The organism is Undibacterium sp. Jales W-56, from assembly GCF_025548535.1.
Classification (GTDB): Bacteria; Pseudomonadota; Gammaproteobacteria; order Burkholderiales; family Burkholderiaceae_D; genus Undibacterium.
Genome location: NZ_JAJLQW010000001.1, coordinates 1,150,310 through 1,168,543, shown reverse-complemented (window position 1 = coordinate 1,168,543; position 18,234 = coordinate 1,150,310). Strand labels below are relative to the sequence as shown.

Annotated in this window: 18 protein-coding genes and 1 tRNA gene; 6 read left to right on the top strand and 13 right to left on the bottom strand. The window is 47.2% G+C overall.

Going from position 1 to position 18,234, the window contains the following annotated elements; all coding sequences use genetic code 11:
• Positions 1-63: 63 nt before the first annotated feature.
• From LPB67_RS05320 to cysS, 8 genes are all read right to left on the bottom strand, one after another.
• Positions 64-867, bottom strand: coding sequence for a class I SAM-dependent methyltransferase (locus tag LPB67_RS05320; protein WP_262836003.1), 804 nt, complete (start codon positions 865-867; stop codon positions 64-66).
• A gap of 24 nt (positions 868-891) precedes the next feature.
• Complete coding sequence (gene flhC, locus LPB67_RS05315) at positions 892-1,446, bottom strand: flagellar transcriptional regulator FlhC (RefSeq protein ID WP_262836002.1); 555 nt, start codon at positions 1,444-1,446, stop codon at positions 892-894.
• Positions 1,447-1,487: 41 nt separating this feature from the next.
• Positions 1,488-1,805 (bottom strand): flagellar transcriptional regulator FlhD, encoded by a 318-nt coding sequence (gene flhD, locus LPB67_RS05310; RefSeq protein WP_262836001.1) that lies wholly within the window; start codon positions 1,803-1,805, stop codon positions 1,488-1,490.
• A 549-nt stretch (positions 1,806-2,354) separates the two neighbouring features.
• Positions 2,355-3,059, bottom strand: coding sequence for a DNA polymerase III subunit epsilon (dnaQ, locus tag LPB67_RS05305; protein ID WP_262836000.1), 705 nt, complete (start codon positions 3,057-3,059; stop codon positions 2,355-2,357).
• Positions 3,060-3,099: 40 nt separating this feature from the next.
• Positions 3,100-4,497, bottom strand: coding sequence for a tRNA lysidine(34) synthetase TilS (tilS, locus tag LPB67_RS05300; protein ID WP_262835999.1), 1,398 nt, complete (start codon positions 4,495-4,497; stop codon positions 3,100-3,102).
• Positions 4,494-5,468, bottom strand: a complete 975-nt coding sequence (locus LPB67_RS05295) for an acetyl-CoA carboxylase carboxyltransferase subunit alpha (protein ID WP_262835998.1) — start codon at positions 5,466-5,468, stop codon at positions 4,494-4,496. Before LPB67_RS05295 ends, tilS begins: the two co-directional genes overlap by 4 nt.
• 49 nt (positions 5,469-5,517) lie before the next feature.
• Entirely contained in the window at positions 5,518-6,177 is a 660-nt protein-coding gene (locus LPB67_RS05290; RefSeq protein ID WP_262835997.1) for a DNA-3-methyladenine glycosylase family protein, read from the bottom strand.
• Positions 6,174-7,565, bottom strand: coding sequence for a cysteine--tRNA ligase (gene cysS, locus LPB67_RS05285; RefSeq protein WP_262835996.1), 1,392 nt, complete (start codon positions 7,563-7,565; stop codon positions 6,174-6,176). The genes LPB67_RS05290 and cysS overlap by 4 nt, the downstream gene beginning before the upstream one ends.
• Positions 7,566-7,825: 260 nt before the next feature.
• Between cysS and LPB67_RS05280 the strand changes: the two genes are divergently transcribed.
• The 5 genes from LPB67_RS05280 to LPB67_RS05260 all read left to right on the top strand — a co-directional run bounded on the left by LPB67_RS05280 (position 7,826) and on the right by LPB67_RS05260 (position 12,074).
• Positions 7,826-8,782: a tetratricopeptide repeat protein gene (locus LPB67_RS05280; protein WP_262835995.1), complete on the top strand. Its 957-nt coding sequence runs from the start codon at positions 7,826-7,828 to the stop codon at positions 8,780-8,782.
• 92 nt (positions 8,783-8,874) lie between these two features.
• Entirely contained in the window at positions 8,875-10,050 is a 1,176-nt protein-coding gene (locus tag LPB67_RS05275) for a murein L,D-transpeptidase family protein (RefSeq protein ID WP_262835994.1), read from the top strand.
• A 16-nt stretch (positions 10,051-10,066) separates the two neighbouring features.
• On the top strand, positions 10,067-10,729 hold the full coding sequence (locus tag LPB67_RS05270; RefSeq protein WP_262835993.1) for a peptidylprolyl isomerase: 663 nt from the start codon (positions 10,067-10,069) through the stop codon (positions 10,727-10,729).
• A gap of 42 nt (positions 10,730-10,771) precedes the next feature.
• Entirely contained in the window at positions 10,772-11,260 is a 489-nt protein-coding gene (locus LPB67_RS05265; RefSeq protein WP_262835992.1) for a peptidylprolyl isomerase, read from the top strand.
• Positions 11,261-11,288: 28 nt separating this feature from the next.
• A complete protein-coding gene (locus LPB67_RS05260) occupies positions 11,289-12,074 on the top strand; it encodes a UDP-2,3-diacylglucosamine diphosphatase (RefSeq protein ID WP_262835991.1) in 786 nt (261 codons plus the stop codon).
• A gap of 125 nt (positions 12,075-12,199) precedes the next feature.
• Here the strand turns inward: LPB67_RS05260 and cysE are convergent, their stop codons facing one another.
• From cysE to rnr, 3 genes are all read right to left on the bottom strand, one after another.
• Positions 12,200-12,946, bottom strand: a complete 747-nt coding sequence (gene cysE / locus LPB67_RS05255; RefSeq protein ID WP_262835990.1) for a serine O-acetyltransferase — start codon at positions 12,944-12,946, stop codon at positions 12,200-12,202.
• A 113-nt stretch (positions 12,947-13,059) separates the two neighbouring features.
• Entirely contained in the window at positions 13,060-13,800 is a 741-nt protein-coding gene (gene rlmB, locus LPB67_RS05250; RefSeq protein WP_262835989.1) for a 23S rRNA (guanosine(2251)-2'-O)-methyltransferase RlmB, read from the bottom strand.
• Positions 13,801-13,846: 46 nt separating this feature from the next.
• Positions 13,847-16,345: a ribonuclease R gene (gene rnr, locus LPB67_RS05245; RefSeq protein WP_262835988.1), complete on the bottom strand. Its 2,499-nt coding sequence runs from the start codon at positions 16,343-16,345 to the stop codon at positions 13,847-13,849.
• 177 nt (positions 16,346-16,522) lie between these two features.
• Between rnr and LPB67_RS05240 the strand changes: the two genes are divergently transcribed.
• Positions 16,523-16,607, top strand: a tRNA-Leu gene (locus LPB67_RS05240).
• Positions 16,608-16,854: 247 nt separating this feature from the next.
• Here LPB67_RS05240 and trhA read toward each other — a convergent pair.
• The gene (trhA, locus tag LPB67_RS05235; protein WP_262835987.1) at positions 16,855-17,472 is read right to left on the bottom strand and encodes a PAQR family membrane homeostasis protein TrhA; all 618 of its coding nucleotides are present in this window, start codon (positions 17,470-17,472) and stop codon (positions 16,855-16,857) included.
• Between the two features lie 215 nt (positions 17,473-17,687).
• A complete protein-coding gene (locus LPB67_RS05230) occupies positions 17,688-18,233 on the bottom strand; it encodes a phosphoribosyltransferase (RefSeq protein WP_410482699.1) in 546 nt (181 codons plus the stop codon).
• Between the last annotated feature and the right edge of the window lies 1 nt (position 18,234).

Sequence of the window (18,234 nt, the reverse complement as noted above, 5' to 3'; positions counted from 1 at the left end):
TTTGAATTGAACCGTATTAGCAACTCTTAAATATTGCCAGAGAAATACATTTCATGATTGTCATTATATGCGCCATATGTACAGAATTGGATCGCCGGAATCAGTATTTATGCATAAATCTGGCTCGACATCCGGGACAATAAATTCATAGCTCAAAAACAAAGATCCTGGACGCATTTCACTTGCAACTTTATTCCACAGTGCCGGCATAGCAGCAGGCGACAGATAGGCGAAAACCACATCAAAATCACCGAGGTTTATATTGTCATAATTTTTCAGGAAAAATCGGGCATTTGCAGGATGAAATTTTGACCTTATATAGCTAAGCAACCAAGGTAATGGTGCTATTTCAACCCCCCAAAAAACGCTGTCGCCTCTTCGCAAAGATAAATTCAATACCAACCCGCCAAGACCACTACCCAAGTCAACAAACTTCAAAGACTTATCAGGCAAAAAATCATGGATTAGCGAAGGCAAGGAAGCTCTTGAAGGATAATATGGAACTTGTGTTCGGAATGTACTCCAAAAAAGCAACGCCATAACAACAAAAACAGCCAAGTAATAATGGCGAGGCACATCCAACGTAAGAAGTAAAAAGGCAGCGATGGGAAAGAGAAATTGAATAATCCACCACCACCAATCCATTTTTCGCCGATAGGAAATACAGGCGGCAATCAAAGCATGCGCCACAAGAAAAAATAGCAGGGAAATTATTTTTGCAAAAACGAGGTAAGCAAACAAAATACCTACGCCGCAAATACAAAGAGAAAAGGCTTGAATTAGTAACGCCTCAACCGCCGGTGGAAACGTTAACCTATCCGCCAGATTATTTTGAGCCTCTGTTTTTTGTTCTAATTCTATGCTCAAAAGATCTCCGGGAAATTATCTACATCAGGCCACCATCGCCAGGGGAGAATCCAATTCCTTGGCTCGTTTTGTTTTTCCAGCCCGAGAAGGAACATGACATAAACCGCATGCATAATCATTATGCAAATCCAGCGTGTGCGCAACAAATTGTCCGCCACATTTACTGCATTTTGCAAATTTTAATATTTTTGCGTCAAAGAAACGAACCAAAGTCCAAGCGCGCGTCAACGACAATACGGATTCTTCGCCAGGAGCGACAAGCGCCTGCTCCAGATATAGACGGTATGCCTTAACCACAGCCTCGATGCCTTTGATCTCAGCATGATCATGTAAATATTTATGGATATTCATAAACAATGAAGAATGAATATTCGGCAGCCAGGTGATAAACCAATCAGTGGAGAATGGCAGCATGCCTTTAGGTGGGGAAACACCTTTTAACTCTTTATAGATTTTCAAAAGACGCTCTCTGGACAAATTAGTCTCAGACTCCAATAATTGCAGTCGAGCGCCAAGATTAACCAAATCAATCGCCAATTGGATTTCTTGCGCTTCGTTCACGACACTTTTGCTAACCATTGTACTCACCTCAATACTGGGATTTGTTACTGCTGATTAAATTAATGAATTTCTTCAACAGCTTGTCCAGCCATTAAAATGGCGGCATGAGAATGAGCCAAAGCGCGCTCTTTGTTATAGTTTGTCAGCATGCACAAAATGGCACTGTCTTCAAATCTAAATCGGGCGAGCATCATATTTGATCCCGCCAACTTCAAGATTTGTGCGTTATTCAACCCTTCGATCAGGTCGGCGATCTCTTTAGCTATCCCTAAGCGAAATATGGCAGTCGCCTTATCAGCACGTATCATCTGCTGAGCAAGCATTAAGTAACTCAGATTTGCATCGCGAATTTCAGCCATCATGTCATTCGGTGTCATTTTCACATCCCCCATCCTGTTATCCCGGCGCAGAGTTGATTGCCGTTGAGACACATTGTGGGACCAAGAAATTTACCGATGTATAGGTGGAACTAGGATTATTGAGTAATAAAAAACAGAGCAATCCTGTAGGAGTCTTTCCTACAAGATACATTTGACATCTTTTTAAAGAATTTTAAAAAGAAAATTGAATTATTCTAAAAGAAAGAGAAAAACTGAATAAGCAAATAAAAACAAAGACTTAGGTTGAAAAGTCAGCCTCTTATATTTTTCTCTTAAGACTTTAACGGCATGAAAAACCAAAACTTTAGGCTTATATGAAAAAATATTTAAATATTTATTTAATGATTTTTAACGTCAAAAAATTGGAAAACTTTAGAATTTTTTTTAAATAAATCGTGTTTTCACAACAAACCACTCATAAACATGAGAGATTTCGTTAAATAAATATTAATTTCGGGGAATGACTTCCTACAGACAATTGCTTAATGTGAATAGGGCACAGCGCTTTGAACTGTGCCCTCAACTGCGGATACTATTAAATTGATATTAGTTAAGATGCCAAATACTTTTACCGCGGATTTCTTTATCTAATCCGCTTAACAATGATTCGTGAGCCTCCAGATCCAAGGCTGTTGCATAGCACACAATAACTTCGCCAATTGGTGTATCAGGGATGATCTCTTCGACTATTTTTACCTCTACAGCCTCTTCAACTTCAATAGCAAAACTATTTTGCCCACGAGACATGGCCAAAAAAACATCTGCCAGCAACTCCGCGTCAAGTAAAGCCCCATGTAATTTTCGATGTGAATTTGAGATTTCATATCGGTCGCACAGCGCATCCAAGGAATTTCGCTTACCGGGATGCAGTTCTTTAGCCTGCACCAAAGTATCTGTAACACTTTCTACGCAATCAGAAAACGCTGGCAACCCCAAGCGAGCAAATTCGGCATTCAGGAATCCTACGTCAAACGGAGCGTTATGGATAACGACTTCTGCACCTTTAATATATTCACAGAATTCATCGGCAATTTCAGCGAATTTAGGCTTGTCGCTTAAAAACTCCGTGGTCAATCCATGGACTGCCAGCGCCCCTTCTTCAGAATCGCGTTCCGGATTGATATAGCGATGGAAATTATTACCGGTTAATTTACGATTAATCATTTCCACACAACCAATTTCAATAACGCGATCACCTGCTCTAGCGTTCAAGCCGGTTGTTTCTGTATCTAATACTATTTGTCGTTTCATATAATTGGCTACTTCTTGTCGAAATTATGGAAATATTGAGCTATTGAATAACGAATTCCCAGCGTAAGCTGATGAATTGGCCTGGCGAATCGCCAAGAAATCTTGCATCCACCCCAATGCCTGCCGCGAACAATAGTTTGCCCTCATGAGAAATAAACGGTAATCGATCTCTATCCCAAAATGGAATTTCCAAGCTTTGATAATGGCTTTTGATATCACGGCTTGGGCGATTGAGCGCCAGCTTTAAACGCTCACCGCCCTGACGTGCATGTATCGTCAGAATGTGTGCTTGTAACCAGTCTGCAGAAATGCCTGCATCGGCGTCCTCAAAGTGAAGCGTCCCACCAAAGTCAGAGAACTCGATTGACGATTCCCCACTCCATTTAAATTGCAGCGGCGGCACATCTGCAATTTTTATCGCATCCCTTGATGTTGCATAGATTTTGTTTTTATACCGATGTATTCCCAAGCTCTCGTGATAAACACTGATCCTTGCATCGGCGCGCCCTTCAAAAAGTTGATGACGCAGCTCGGCTAAGCGCGCTGTAGTTGGCATCCGGGAACCTTTCTCTGCCAGCCAAAAACGCAGCAAATTATCGATACGATCATTTCCCAGCTCAACTACGCGCGAAATATCCAATGCATTCTCTATCTTGCATGCATCAAGATCTTGTTTTGCAATATTCATCAACAGTCTATTGGTCGATTGGGCATGCGTGGCACTTCTGGATAGCCGCTCAGCATAACCAGGCGCAATGGAGGACAAGATAGGCATGATTTGATGGCGCAGCGCATTCCTGACATACCGGACATCGACATTGGACTCATCCTCCACATAGGCAATCGCATTGGCAGCAGCATACTCGACCATTGTCTGCCGAGGGTTACCCAACAACGGTCTGGCCATCAATAGCGTGTCATTGCACAATAGTTTCGGCGCCCGGTTAAATAAATCCATGCCAGACAATCCGGCAACGCCTGAGCCACGCAATAGTTGAAGTAATACAGTCTCCGCCTGATCATCTTGATGATGTGCCGTCAGCATCAATGGCAATTTATATTCTGCGCACAAAACTCCGAGACTCTTATACCTCGCCTCTCTGGCTGAGGCTTCCACTCCATCCTTATTTGTATTTTCAAGAACTACTTTTTTACCCACAAAAGTCGCTCCAATCGATGCGCATTTTTGCGAGCAATGGATAAGCCAGTCATCTGCATTCGGACTTAATCCATGATGAATGTGAAAAGCAAAAAGAGGAATATTTTGACTCTGACAAAATGTTTTTGCCAGATCGAGCAACACGGAAGAATCTAATCCGCCGCTGTATGCGACAGCCAAACCTGTATCGTTTAGATTGATATCATTTATTTGCAGTATCTGCTCAAGCGTACGTCGAAAATGATCAATCAACGTACGCTCATTGTTAACTACCGTCATTCTGACAGTTTTGTTTCCTTGAACTTACCATAACTCATCAGCTTTTCATGGCGTGCTGTAAGCAAATCCTTTGTTTTCAATCCCTGAAACTGGCGCAAGGTATCAGCTAAAGCCCGCTTCACCAGAGCACACATCTGCTTAGGATCACGATGCGCACCACCTAAAGGCTCATTAATAATTTTATCAATCAGACCCATGGCTTTCAAGCGATGCGCCGTTAACCCAAGCGCTTCGGCCGCATCAGAGGCACGATCCGAGGTTTTCCACAATATGGATGCACAACCCTCAGGAGAAATCACGGAATAAGTTGCGTATTGCAACATCAAAACGGCATCGCCAACCGCCAGCGCCAGCGCGCCGCCCGAACCGCCTTCACCGATGATGGTGGTAATCAAAGGTACTTTCAATTCCGCCATGACGTACAAATTATGCCCGATCGCCTCGGACTGTCCGCGCTCTTCAGCATCAATACCTGGCCACGCACCGGTAGTGTCAATAAAGGTAAATACCGGAATATTAAATTTCTCAGCCAGCTTCATCAGACGCATGGCTTTACGATACCCCTCAGGCTTAGGCATACCAAAATTACGCATTGCACGTTCTTTGGTATCACGTCCCTTTTGATGTCCCATGACCATACAGGCCTGACCGTTAAAACGCGCCAAGCCGCCAACGATCGACTGGTCGTCGGCAAAGCTACGGTCGCCATGTAATTCGTGAAAATCCGTAAAAATCTGATTCACATAGTCCATCGTATAAGGACGCTGTGGATGACGTGAAATTTGCGAAACCTGCCATGGAGTCAGTTTTGCATAGACATCTTTGGTCAACATCTGACTCTTTTTTGAGAGTCTGTCGATTTCCTCAGAAATATCTACGGCAGAATCGTCTTGCACAAAGCGCAATTCTTCGATTTTTGTTTCAAGTTCTGCAATAGATTGCTCAAACCCCAGGAATGTCGTTTTAGTCATTGTGCCTCCTACTATTTCAAGCTACGTTGAAAATAAGCTTTACTTAAAATTACGATTCAGTAACGGGATCCAGGCTACGCCATAGATACCAGGTCGCTACTGTACACCACGGCCCCCAGTTCGCGGCAACCTCTCTTGCATCGCTACGGGAAACCGGTTCACCTGAAAAATAATTACTGCTAATGCCTTTGAGCAAACCAGGATCATCTAAAGGCAAAATATTCGGACGGAGCAGATTAAATATCAAAAACATCTCTGCTGTCCAGCGTCCTATCCCTCGAATTTGTATCAACTCCGAAATAACGTCTTCATCTGCCATCTCCGCCCAATTATCAACATGAACTCTTTTTTCTTTAAAGTGCTCTGCTAAGTCTAGAATATATTCCGTTTTACGCTTGGATAAACCGCAAGCTAATAGTTTCTCGTTTCCTGCTTTTAAAACCTGTGCATAAGTGCATTTTGGACAAAGTTCGAGAAAACGCTGCCACAGCGCATCCGCCGACTTCACTGAAATCTGCTGGGCAACAATCGAGCGCGTCAAGGTTGTGAAGGGATCATCACGTCCGACTAAATACAAATCGCCGAACTGAGGAATCAGCTTGCGCATAATTCTATCGCGCTTCATCAACTCAATCTTGGCACTCTCCCAATACTCTGGAACTTGTGGCAATGTTTTTACTGGATTCACTGGCTTATCGGAGCTACTCATACCCTGCGCCACTCAGTCAATCCGCCAGCCTTGTCCTCAAGAACAATGCCCTCGCCAAGCAATTCGTTACGGATACGATCGGACTCCGCAAAATTTTTGGCCTTTTTGGCTTCGATACGTGCATCTATCCTGGCTTGAATATGCTTTAGCTCATCGACATCAGATAATTGCGGTGACGCATGTAAATAATCATTTGGCAAACGCTGCAATAAACCTATGGTGCCGGCCAAAGCCTTTAATTGGCGAGCTGACTGAGGTGACCTGGTCTTGTTCAGATCGTTTGCAAGGTCAAACAAAACCGAAATAGCGATAGGCGTATTGAAGTCGTCAAACATCGCTTCTGCGAAGCGTTTCGCATAGTCATCTTCATAATCCAGCGGCAGCTCGTCGCTGACCGTTTCTTTCAACGCCGTATATAAGCGGGATAACGCAGCTTTCGCATCATCTAAATGCGCATCAGAATAATTTAAGGGGCTGCGATAGTGTGCCCGGAGAATGAAAAAACGCACAACTTCAGGATCGTATCTTTTCAGCACATCGCGTATCGTGAAAAAATTGCCTAGGGATTTAGACATTTTTTCATTATCCAGACGCACGAAGCCGTTATGCATCCAATAATTCACAAAAGTATGTTGATGCGCGCCTTCGGATTGAGCGATCTCATTTTCGTGATGCGGAAATTGCAAATCTTGCCCGCCACCATGAATATCAAAATGCCGCCCCAACAATTCGCTCGCCATTGCGGAACATTCAATATGCCAGCCAGGTCGGCCCGTGCCCCATGGGGACTCCCATTTTACTTCGGCTGGCTCTGCGTCTTTGGCTGATTTCCACAGGACAAAATCCAAAGGATCACGCTTACCAGTATTGATATCAATACGTTCACCGGCGCGCAAATCGTCCAAAGACTTGCCGGATAATTTCCCATAACCCACAAAATCGCGCACAGAATAATTCACATCGCCGTCGGTCGCCTGGTATGCCAAACCATTGTTCTCCAATCGGGCAATCAATTGCAACATCTGCGGAATATATTGTGTCGCTCTCGGTGCATGATCCGGTGCCTGTACGCCCAAAGCCTGCGCATCCTCATTCATGTAGTCAATGAAACGATTGGTTAGCTGGGAGATAGTCTCGCCATTTTCCACTGCCCGTTTAATGATTTTGTCATCAATATCAGTAATATTACGGACGTAGGTCACATCAAAACCAGAACTTCTCAACCAGCGCTGCACCATATCAAATACCACCATGACGCGCGCATGCCCAAGGTGGCAGTAGTCATACACCGTCATCCCGCAGACATACATGCGGATCTTGCCAGGCTCAATTGGAACAAAAATTTGTTTTTCGCGGGTCAGGGAGTTATATATTTTTTGCTTAGTCATGAGCTGCGTGTGAATTGTTTTTTGTGATTTTTGTTCGAATGTGCGCCAACTGATTCAATTTCAAACTATCTGTAGCTGACAGTTGACGTCAAAGCGTGCCAAAAACCCATTTTGTGCGCATCTTTGTTAAGATGTCGCTTTATATTCAGTATAACATTGCTGAACCAATGTTCCCCAGTTCCCCAATGAAACCAAGTCCATTTACTATGCGCCACCTTGCTCAAAGTGTTTTTGCATTATCCAGTCTGTCTCTTGCACTCATGTCACTCCCCTCTTTTGCAGACGACTCATCCGATATCGCAAAGCTTTTTCGTGCAGGACAAACGGCTGAAGCACTGCAAAAAGTAGATGCCATCTTGGCGCAACGCCCAAAAGATGCGCAATTACGTTTTTTAAAGGGATTGATACTGACGGAACAAAATAAATCGACTGAGGCAATTACCGTATTCTCAAAATTAACCGACGATTACCCTGAACTGCCTGAGCCGTATAACAATCTGGCCGTGCTGTATGCCTCCAGCGCTCAATACGATAAAGCGCGCGCTGCCCTGGAAATGGCGATACGCACTAATCCAACTTACGGTACCGCCCACGAAAATCTGGGCGATGTATACGCAAAATTAGCTAGCCAGTCGTATGACAAAGCATTGCAACTCGACTCAGGCAACTCCGGCGCCAAACTCAAACTGACTTTAGTGAAAAACCTGATAGGCAATACGACAGGTGGGACTAATCCAAAAACTGCCGTCAGCTCCGCCACTGTCGCTGCAGCAAGTCCAGCCAAAACCGCAGCCGCCAAAGTAGAACCAGAATCAAGCAAACAAGAAAAAGCTGAAGCAAAAATTGCCAGCAAACCTACCGTTGCCCCAGTCAATAGCGATCAGGATGAGGTTCTTAAAGCCGTCGAAAATTGGGCTAAAGCCTGGAGCGGCAAAGATACCGGCACCTATTTAGCGCACTATGCAAAAGACTTTGAAACTCCCAAAGGGGAATCGCGCAAAGCCTGGGCGGACGAGCGTCGCGCACGTATTGAAGGTAAAGGTCACATCAGCGTCAAAATCGAATCCCCAAAAGTGTCTGTGGACGGCAATAACGCTACAGTCAAGTTCCGACAAATCTATAGCTCGGACCAATTGACAGCGAATAGCCGCAAATCCTTATCCATGGTCAAGCAAGACGGCAAATGGCTGATCAAGCAGGAGCGCGCGGGTAACTGATGTATCGCTCTGTCCTGTTTTTGCCTTCCCTGTCCTTAAGATGCGGGAAATACCTTATTGCCGTTTTTTTATCGCTGATACCGATTGCACTCATGAGTGCGCCTACGCTATCGCATGCCAAGTCACGGGTCGAAAAATCCATTACACCAGAAGCAAGCCAGCATCTTCCCAATCCAGATTTTCTGTTACTTGAAGTCTATAAAAGCCTGGCTGCAAATAAGCTGCAACAAGCCCAATTAAAAGCCGATGAGTTGGTCGAAGCCTACCCGAATTTTCAGCTAGGCCACCTGATCCGTGGCGACCTGCTTCTGATGCACACCAAGCAAGTTAACAGCTTCGGCGGCAACTCTAATGCATCGCCAGAAAAACTCAAGGATTTGCGAGACGAAGCCTACGCACGACTAAAATCAATCCGCGAAAAACCGGACCCAGATCTTATTCCACGCAATATTTTGCAACTGCGCGACGATCAAAAACAAATCTTGATCATGGATGCCAAAAAATCGCGCTTATATCTTTATGAAAACAATGCCGGACAACCTAAATTTGTAACTGATTTTTACGTCAGTCAGGGCAAATTCGGCATCAATAAAAATAAAGAAGGTGATCAAAAAACGCCGGTAGGCGTGTACTACATCACCAGCCGTCTGGCCGGATCAAAACTTCCCGATTTTTATGGTCCGGGTGCGCTGCCGATTAATTATCCGAATGAGTGGGATAAAATCAATGGCAGAAGCGGTTCCGGCATCTGGTTGCATGGCGTACCCTCAGAAAACTTCAGTCGTCCGCCACTGGCCTCTGACGGTTGCGTGGTCCTGACCAACCCCGATTTCCTGAGAATTGCCGCCATGATCGACATCGGGAAAACCCCGGTCATCATCAGCGAGCAAGTCGAATTTTCCAACTTCACAAAATGGAATGCAGATAAGCAATCGGCGAGTAAAATGCTGGAAGACTGGCGTACTGACCTGGAAAGTCAAAACCCGAATCGCCTGCTGAATAATTATTCAAGGAACTTTAAGACTATTCAGGGCGACAATCTGAATGTCTGGTTTCCCAAGCAGCAACAGGCGATGGAAGGCCTGCATAATCTGTCGATCAAGCTAAAAGAAGTTACGCAGTTTCGCTATCCTGGAAAAGATGAAATGATCGTCAGCACCTTTACCCAGGAAACGACGGCAAGCAAGAGTAAAACCAGTGTCCGAAAGCGGCAATATTGGATCAAGGAAGCGGCAAAATGGAGAATCATCTATGAAGCACAAGTTTGATATTTCGAGGAAAACTATGTCACTAAACCGTCGTCACATTGTTACTCTTTTCGCCAGCACCGCATTGCTGCTTAGCACTACTATCGCATGGGCAGAAGCGTTGCCTAAGGTCGCGCTAAAAACCAGCCTGGGCGAAATCGTCCTTGAATTGCATCCAGAAGCTGCCCCTAAGACCGTCGAGAATTTCCTGCGCTACGTCAAAGCCGGGCATTACAACGGCACTATCTTCCACCGCGTGATCGATAACTTCATGATCCAGGGCGGCGGCTTTGATAAAAACATGAAAGAAAAATCGACCGGCAAGCCCATCGCATTAGAGGCCAAATACGCCCTGGAGCACGGTTTGAAAAACGATCTCGGCACCGTCGCCATGGCGCGCACCAACGATCCTAATTCTGCGACGGCGCAATTCTTCATCAATGTGAATGACAACGATTTTCTGAATCATCAGGTATTGCCTGAAGGCGACCCGGTGCAATATGAGCGCAGAGGCAATGTCGTTACCGCCCCGCGCACGCAAGCCTTGCTGGCCACCGCTGGCTACACCCCATTTGGCAAAGTCATCAAGGGTATGGATGTCGTCGAAAAGATCAAAGCGGTGGAAACCAGCGAATCGGGAATGATGCAAAATGTCCCGAATAAAGCGGTCATTATTGAATCTGCCAAGTTACTCAAATAATATACAATCACATCAATTTTCTTTACTTCTTCAAGGACTATCATGGCCGTTATTCTGACCACTAATCATGGCAATATCACAATCGAGCTCGATGCTGAAAAAGCCCCTAAAACCGTCGCCAACTTTATCGCCTATGTTGAAGCAGGCCACTACAATGGCACTATTTTTCATCGCGTGATTGACGGCTTCATGATCCAGGGCGGCGGTTTTGAGCCGGGCATGAAGCAAAAAGCGACCAACGCTCCGATTGAAAACGAAGCAAAAAATGGCTTGAAAAATCAACGCTACTCGATCGCCATGGCACGGACTGGCGATCCGCATTCAGCTTCTGCGCAATTTTTCATCAACACCACAAATAACAGCTTCCTCGACTACCCAGGCCAGGACGGCTGGGGCTACTGCGTTTTTGGCGCAGTAACAGAAGGCAAAGACATCGTCGATAAAATCAAATCGGTTAAAACAACACGTACTGGCATGTTCCAGGATGTTCCAGTTGAAAATGTCGTCATCGAAAAAGCTGAAGTCGTTTAATTCGATCATTGAAAAGAATGAATTAACAGTGACTGATCAACGCAAGCACGCGAAAGCGCAACCAGGGTTGGTTGCGCTTTTTGTTTCCGACATCCATTTACGCGCATCGCTACCCAAAACGGCGATGGCTTTTTTCGATTTCCTGAATCGCTATGGCAGCCAGGCCGAACAGCTCTTTCTATTGGGCGATCTGTTCGAATACTGGGCTGGCGACGATGCGATGGCGATGCCCTTTAACAGCGACATCGTTGCAGCTCTGCGCGCCGTCAGCGATGCCGGGACCCGGGTATATTGGATTGCCGGGAATCGCGATTTTTTGGTTGGTGAGCAATTTGCCATGGCAACGGGCGCTACGCTGCTGCCTGATCCAAGCACGGTAGTCATCGCGAATCAAAAAATCGTGCTGGCACATGGCGATGAACAATGTACCGATGATGTCGCCTACATCGCCTTTCGTAATCAGGTGCGGCAACCGGCTTGGCGCAATCAGTTTCTCAGTATGCCTTTAGCAGAACGCAATGCGATGATTGAAGGCATGCGTCAGGACAGTAAAATTGAACAGCAAAGCAAAACCGCGGCGATCATGGATGTGAGTCCCGAGGCAATCAGCCAGCTGTTTTCAGATAGCGGCGCTGCTATTATGATCCACGGCCACACGCACCGACCGGCGATACACCAGCATGTACAAGGTACCCGTTATGTCTTGCCGGATTGGGAATGTGATATCGAGGCCGTGCATGGCGGCTGGCTGGGGCTATATGACGATGGCAGCTTTGTTCGTTTTGACGTGAATGGTATACCCCTCATCGCATAGCCTGATTTATGTCCATGGCAACCATATACTCTAAGCTAGTATATTTTCAAAAACCAATAGAATACTGCGGATGCAAGGTATATTTTCCATACAATATGGGGAGTATGCCTTGTTCGCTTAAAACATCAATCAACCAGGCTATTGATTTGTTCAGGGTTCAGTTTATCCGCCGATAGCTGGGTCTCGCATGCAATCCCGGCAGTCGCAATTGCCGCCGTCAATTTCTCTATCTGCTCTTGCTGTGACACCGCATGATCAATCAGTTTATGCAAAACTTTAGAAATCGGATCGTCGCCATTCGAGGTGACGCCATAGGCACTGAATAAATTCGCTGTTGCCTCAGTTTGCGCGTCGCTTTCTTTTTTGATGATATGTGCAGGATTTCCTACCGCAGTCGCGCCGGCTGGCACTGGCTTGACGACCACCGAATTCGAGCCGATCTTTGCGCCGGCGCCAATGGTAAAGCCGCCCAAAACTTTGGCGCCGGCACCGACGATGACGCCCTGCTCCAGCGTAGGATGGCGTTTTGCCCCTTTGGACAAAGACGTACCGCCCAGCGTCACGCCTTGATAAATCGTGCAGTCGTCGCCAATCTCCGCCGTCTCACCGACTACCACGCCAAAGCCATGATCGATAAAAACCCGGCGTCCTATCGTGGCGCCAGGATGAATTTCAATGCCGGTAACAATACGTGCCAGATGCGATATAAAGCGCCCTAGCCATTTCAATCCACGCTGCCAGCACCATTGCGCCCAACCATGCATCAAAATTGCATGGAAGCCCGGATAGCAGGTAATGACTTCCCAAGTGTTGCGGGCAGCAGGATCTCGTTGAATGATATTCGCAATATCTTCGCGTAAACGACTGAACATGGAGTAATAAGGAAAACTAAATAAGGAAGTGCATCTTAGCGCGTTCAGCAAAAATGTGCTGGCGATGAACAGTGAAGCCGGCGCCAAGATGACTGGGATAAAGCAAAGCGCGTTTAAGCGCGCGGCAAACGCTGTCTGCGCGCCTCATACAGACAAACGCCGGACGCCACAGAAACGTTCAGGCTTTCGACTGAGCCGAACATAGGAATACTGACCAGTTGATCGCAAGTCTCACGCGTCAAACGGCGCATGCCCTCGCCTTCCGAACCCATCACAATAGCGATGCCGCCTTTAAAATCCACATCGTAAATGGTCTGCTCTACATCGTCCGAAGTACCCACCAGGAAAATATCGCGCTCCTTCAACTCACGCAAGGTGCGCGCGAGGTTGGTCACGGTAATATAAGGCACCGTCTCGGCAGCGCCGCTGGCGACTTTGGCGGCAGTCGCATTTAAGCCTACCGCTCTATCTTTCGGTGCGATCACGGCATGTGCACCGACACCATCCGCTACCCGCAAACATGCACCGAGATTATGCGGATCGGTAATACCGTCGAGTATCAATAATAATGGCGGGCCTTCGATGGCATCCAGTAATTCATCGAGGTTACGCGCCAGCGATAATTCACCGGCTTTGGCCACCACGCCCTGATGACGACGGGTGCCGACGATGCTCGACAAACGCTGATCATCTGCCTGGATAATCCGTACGCCGGCTGATTTTGCTGCACTTAATAGATCTTTCATACGGCCGTCGACGCGTGAAGAGTCGACGTAAATTTCTTCCACCGACGAGGCCTCATGACGAATCCGGGAGGTGACGGCATGGAAACCAAAAATCATTTTATTTTTCATTGTTTACTTCACTATCTGAATATAACTTTCTGCAACTATCGTTTCTTTATCGTTTTTTCTTGCCAGATCGGGATACTGCCCGCGATGGACGCTCAGTCGTTTCCGGCTTGGCGCGACGTGCCTTGACCGGAACCGCTGTGGCTTTGACCGGAACTATTTTTGCATCTGATTTGGCAACAGTTTGCGGACTGGATTTGGCACCCGCTTTTTTCGACTTTGCACTTGCTTTGACGACGCCAGTTCCAGAAGCATTGCCGCCACGCCCGCCACTCAAATTCTGCTCACGTAATTCCTGACCAATATTGATTCTTGGGCCACTGGGTTGCACGATCGCCAGATCGATTTTGCGGGCATCCAAATCTACCCGGCTGACCTGGACTGTAACCCGGTCGGTCAATTGATAGCGCTTACCGGTGCGCTCTCCACGCAGTTCATGACGGGCATCGTCGAACTGGAAGTAATCTGCGCCGAGTTCTGTAATATGCACCAGACCTTCGATATAAATTTCATCAAGCTGCACAAAAATACCAAATTGCGTCACGCCTGAAATCGTGCCGGTGAATTCTTCCCCGAGTTTATTCCGGATGAAATAACACTTAAGCCATGCTTCGACATCGCGCGAGGCCTCGTCGGCTCTACGCTCATTGGCGGAGCAATGCACCCCCAGCGCATCCCAGATTGTCAGGTCTTGTTCCGACTTCGGTTTCTTACCCGCAGCCTTGTCCAGAATCTGCTGTTTGCGCGCGGCATTCGACACTGTCGTGTTCAGCAAGCTGGTATCGATACCTTTGGGTTCGTATTTCTTGCCTTGCAAAATCGCTTTAATCGCCCGATGCGTCAACAAATCGGGGTAGCGCCGTATCGGGCTGGTGAAATGCGCATAGGCATCGTAGGACAAGCCGAAGTGGCCAATATTATCGGGGCTGTAGACTGCTTGCTGCATAGAGCGCAGCAGCATGGTCTGCAACAGACTGGTATCGGGACGACCTTTAATCTTGGTCATCAACTCGGCATAATCGGAAGCGGACGGTTTGTCGCCGCCATTCAGATACAGACCGACCTGCTTCAGGAAATTGCGCACCTGCGTGAGTTTTTCCTTGGTCGGCCCCGCATGGATGCGATAGGTGCCAGGCTGTTTATGGACCTCCAGCAAATTCGCCGCACACACATTGGCGGCCAGCATGCATTCTTCGATCAGTTTATGCGCATCATTGCGGGTACGTGGCAGAATTTTTTCAATCTTGCCTGCCGCGTTACAAACGATATAGGTTTCTGTCGTTTCAAAATCAATCGCGCCGCGACGATGACGAGCTTTTAACAAAGCCTGGAAGCAGTCATACAAGTCCAGCAGATGCGGTACCAGCGACAGACGCTTATTGGCCTCCGGGCCTTTGGTGTTACCCAAAATAGCGGCAACTTCGGTGTAAGTAAAGCGCGCTGCAGAATGAATCACCGAGGGATAAAACTGATACGCAGTGACCTCGCCATCGAGCGAAATCACCATATCGCACACCAAAGTCAAACGATCGACGTCGGGATTCAGCGAGCACAGGCCGTTCGACAATTTCTCCGGCAACATGGGAATAACGCGGCGTGGGAAATACACCGAGGTGCTACGCAATAAAGCGTCGCCATCGAGCGCATCGTTCGGCTTCACATAATGGCTGACGTCCGCAATCGCGACGATCAGGCGATAGCCTTTGGTGCGACCGGCTTTAATGGTTTCGCAATAAACCGCGTCATCGAAATCGCGCGCGTCTTCGCCGTCGATCGTGACTAGAGGAATGTCACGTAAATCAACGCGATCCGTCAAATCGGCATCACGGATTTCCGAGGGTAGTTTGCTCGCTGCTTTTTTAGCCGCTTCGGAAAATTCATGCGGCACACCGAATTTTCTGACAGCGATTTCGATTTCCATGCCGGGATCATCGACATCGCCTAGCACTTCGACAATGCGACCGACTGCTTGCGCGTATTTGGTGGGCTGCTCGGTCAACTCCACACTGACGACCTGACCCGATTTTGCCTTGCCCGGCGAACCGGCGAGTAAGATATCCTGGCTAAACCGTTTATCTTCCGGGGCAACTATCCAGACGCCGTTTTCATTCAGCAAACGCCCGATAATGTGGGTATTGGCGCGCTCCAGGATTTCAATAATGCCGCCTTCCAGACGGCCGCGTCGATCCGTGCCAACCACGCGCGCCGTGACTCGATCGCCATGCAACACACGCTGCATCTCTCTTTCCGGCAAAAACAAGTCTTCGCTGCCGTCGTCCGGCGTTAAAAAACCGTAACCGTCACGGTGACTGCTGACACGACCGGAAATAAAATTATCTTGATTGGCAAGCGTGTAATTGCCGGACTTATCCTGCTTGACCTGACCATCTCTTTCCATCGCGTTCAATCGTCGCACCATGCCGTCAAGCTCCTCAGGTTTTACGCCTAGTTTGCCTGCAATCGTTTCCACTTTTTGCTTGGTGCTCGAAGTGCGCAGGATGCCGAGAATTTCCTCACGGCTGGGAATGGGATATGAATGTTTATTCAAAAGGTGAATTTCTTTTCTTTTTGTTGTTAAAAATTAAGTGCAGCAATTTCATCCCGCACTCCCCTCTAGTTTACCGGAGAGCAAGCTAATTACCTAACTTTACTGCGCCCCCGAACTCTGATGATGTTCGCCAGAGTTGACAATCCTCGCGAATGCTCTATAATCATGGTCTCCGTTGCCCACGTGGCGGAATTGGTAGACGCGCATGGTTCAGGTCCATGTGCCTTCGGGTGTGGGGGTTCGAGTCCCTCCGTGGGCACCACAGCATTGTAAGCCTCGTTGATTCGTCAACGAGGCTTTTTGCTATGTATTTTGCATTTGCCTCATAAAATTCTACGACATTATCCACTACCCGCTGCATCACGCTAGATTCTGGCTGGATAGGAAGTATTGGATACAGTATCGAATTTCCGCCATCACCAACCAGCGCGTTCCGATTCACAACGATATTCTATGCGATGAATGTGACGCCTTTACTGCACGCAATAAAGAGATTGCCATTCACGACTTTAAGCGACATAAAACAAGACGGCAACGTAATGACACAAACTGCCAGCCAGCACAAAAAGATGCCATACACCGTGACCATGTTTTACTTTATGGTCGGTTGCATAGAATCCTATGCCCAAGGTATATAGCAAACCACCTGCGGCAAGCCAGATAAACCCCGGCACACCCAATGCAGCAAGCAAAGGTTTTATACCGATAATCGCCAGCCATCCCATCATCATGTAAATAATGAGCGATGAAATACGCGCCCCTCTAGCGAACCATAGTTCCTGCACAACACCTATCAAGGCAAGCCCCCATACCACGCCGAAAAGCGACCAGCCCCAAGGGCCTCGCATGGTCACCAGGGTAAACGGCGTATAACTGCCGGCAATCAGTAAATAGATAGCGCAATGATCAAACTTGCGGAACACATCTTTCGCGACACCGCGCAGACTATGATAAAGCGTGGAAGCGAGATACAGGATGAGTAACGAAGCGATATAAATACTGAAACTGACGATCTTCCAGGGATCGCCGGATTTCGCCGCAAGGACTAGGAGTACCGAGCCGCCAATCACCGCCAAGGCAGCGCCTACTGTATGCGTAATGCTATTAAAACGTTCGCCGTAATGCATGCTGACATCGCCTTTTTTGATATCCCATCGTTGTCTCGAAATCAAACTCAACGACCAAACTGAAGTACTACAGTCTTATCTGGTGACGACGCGTCAAATCAAAAGCCTATTCACTATTTTTATCGCTGACAAACCGCATTCAATCACACTGATGCCGCCCTGCCAGACGTTCACACATAAAAAAACGGGAGCAAATTTCTTTACTCCCGTTGTGATCATTCTTTAGTTTCGCCCTTTTTTGACCATGCATTTAACTGGTGCGGACGGATACTATCGTACTCTTCAAACGGCTGATGTATCCATGGGTTCGTTGCTAAATAATCGAGATAAAAATCCGGCGCTACTGAGGAGCATGCCTTGTACCAGATCACCGCAGATTTTGCTTCTGTCACGCCAGGAAAATTTTCGCGCAAATGATGCAAGACCTTTTCCAGGGTAACGCCGGAATCGACTAAATCATCCACCACAAGTACGCGCCCCTGTAGCGTACCCTTGGTCGTTGAAATATATTTACCGATATCAAGCTGACCTTGAACCGTACCGGCATCCTCACGATAGGAACTGGTAGACAGTATCGCTAACGGCAGATCAAAAATGCGGGAAAAAATGTCGCCTGGACGCAAACCGCCGCGTGCCAGACACAAAATCTGATCGAACTTCCAGCCTGACTCATATACCTTCAAAGCCAACTGTTCGATAGAGCGATGATAGGCATCCCAAGAAACCCAAAGGTCTTTTTCTGTTGAAGCTGGCAACGTCATG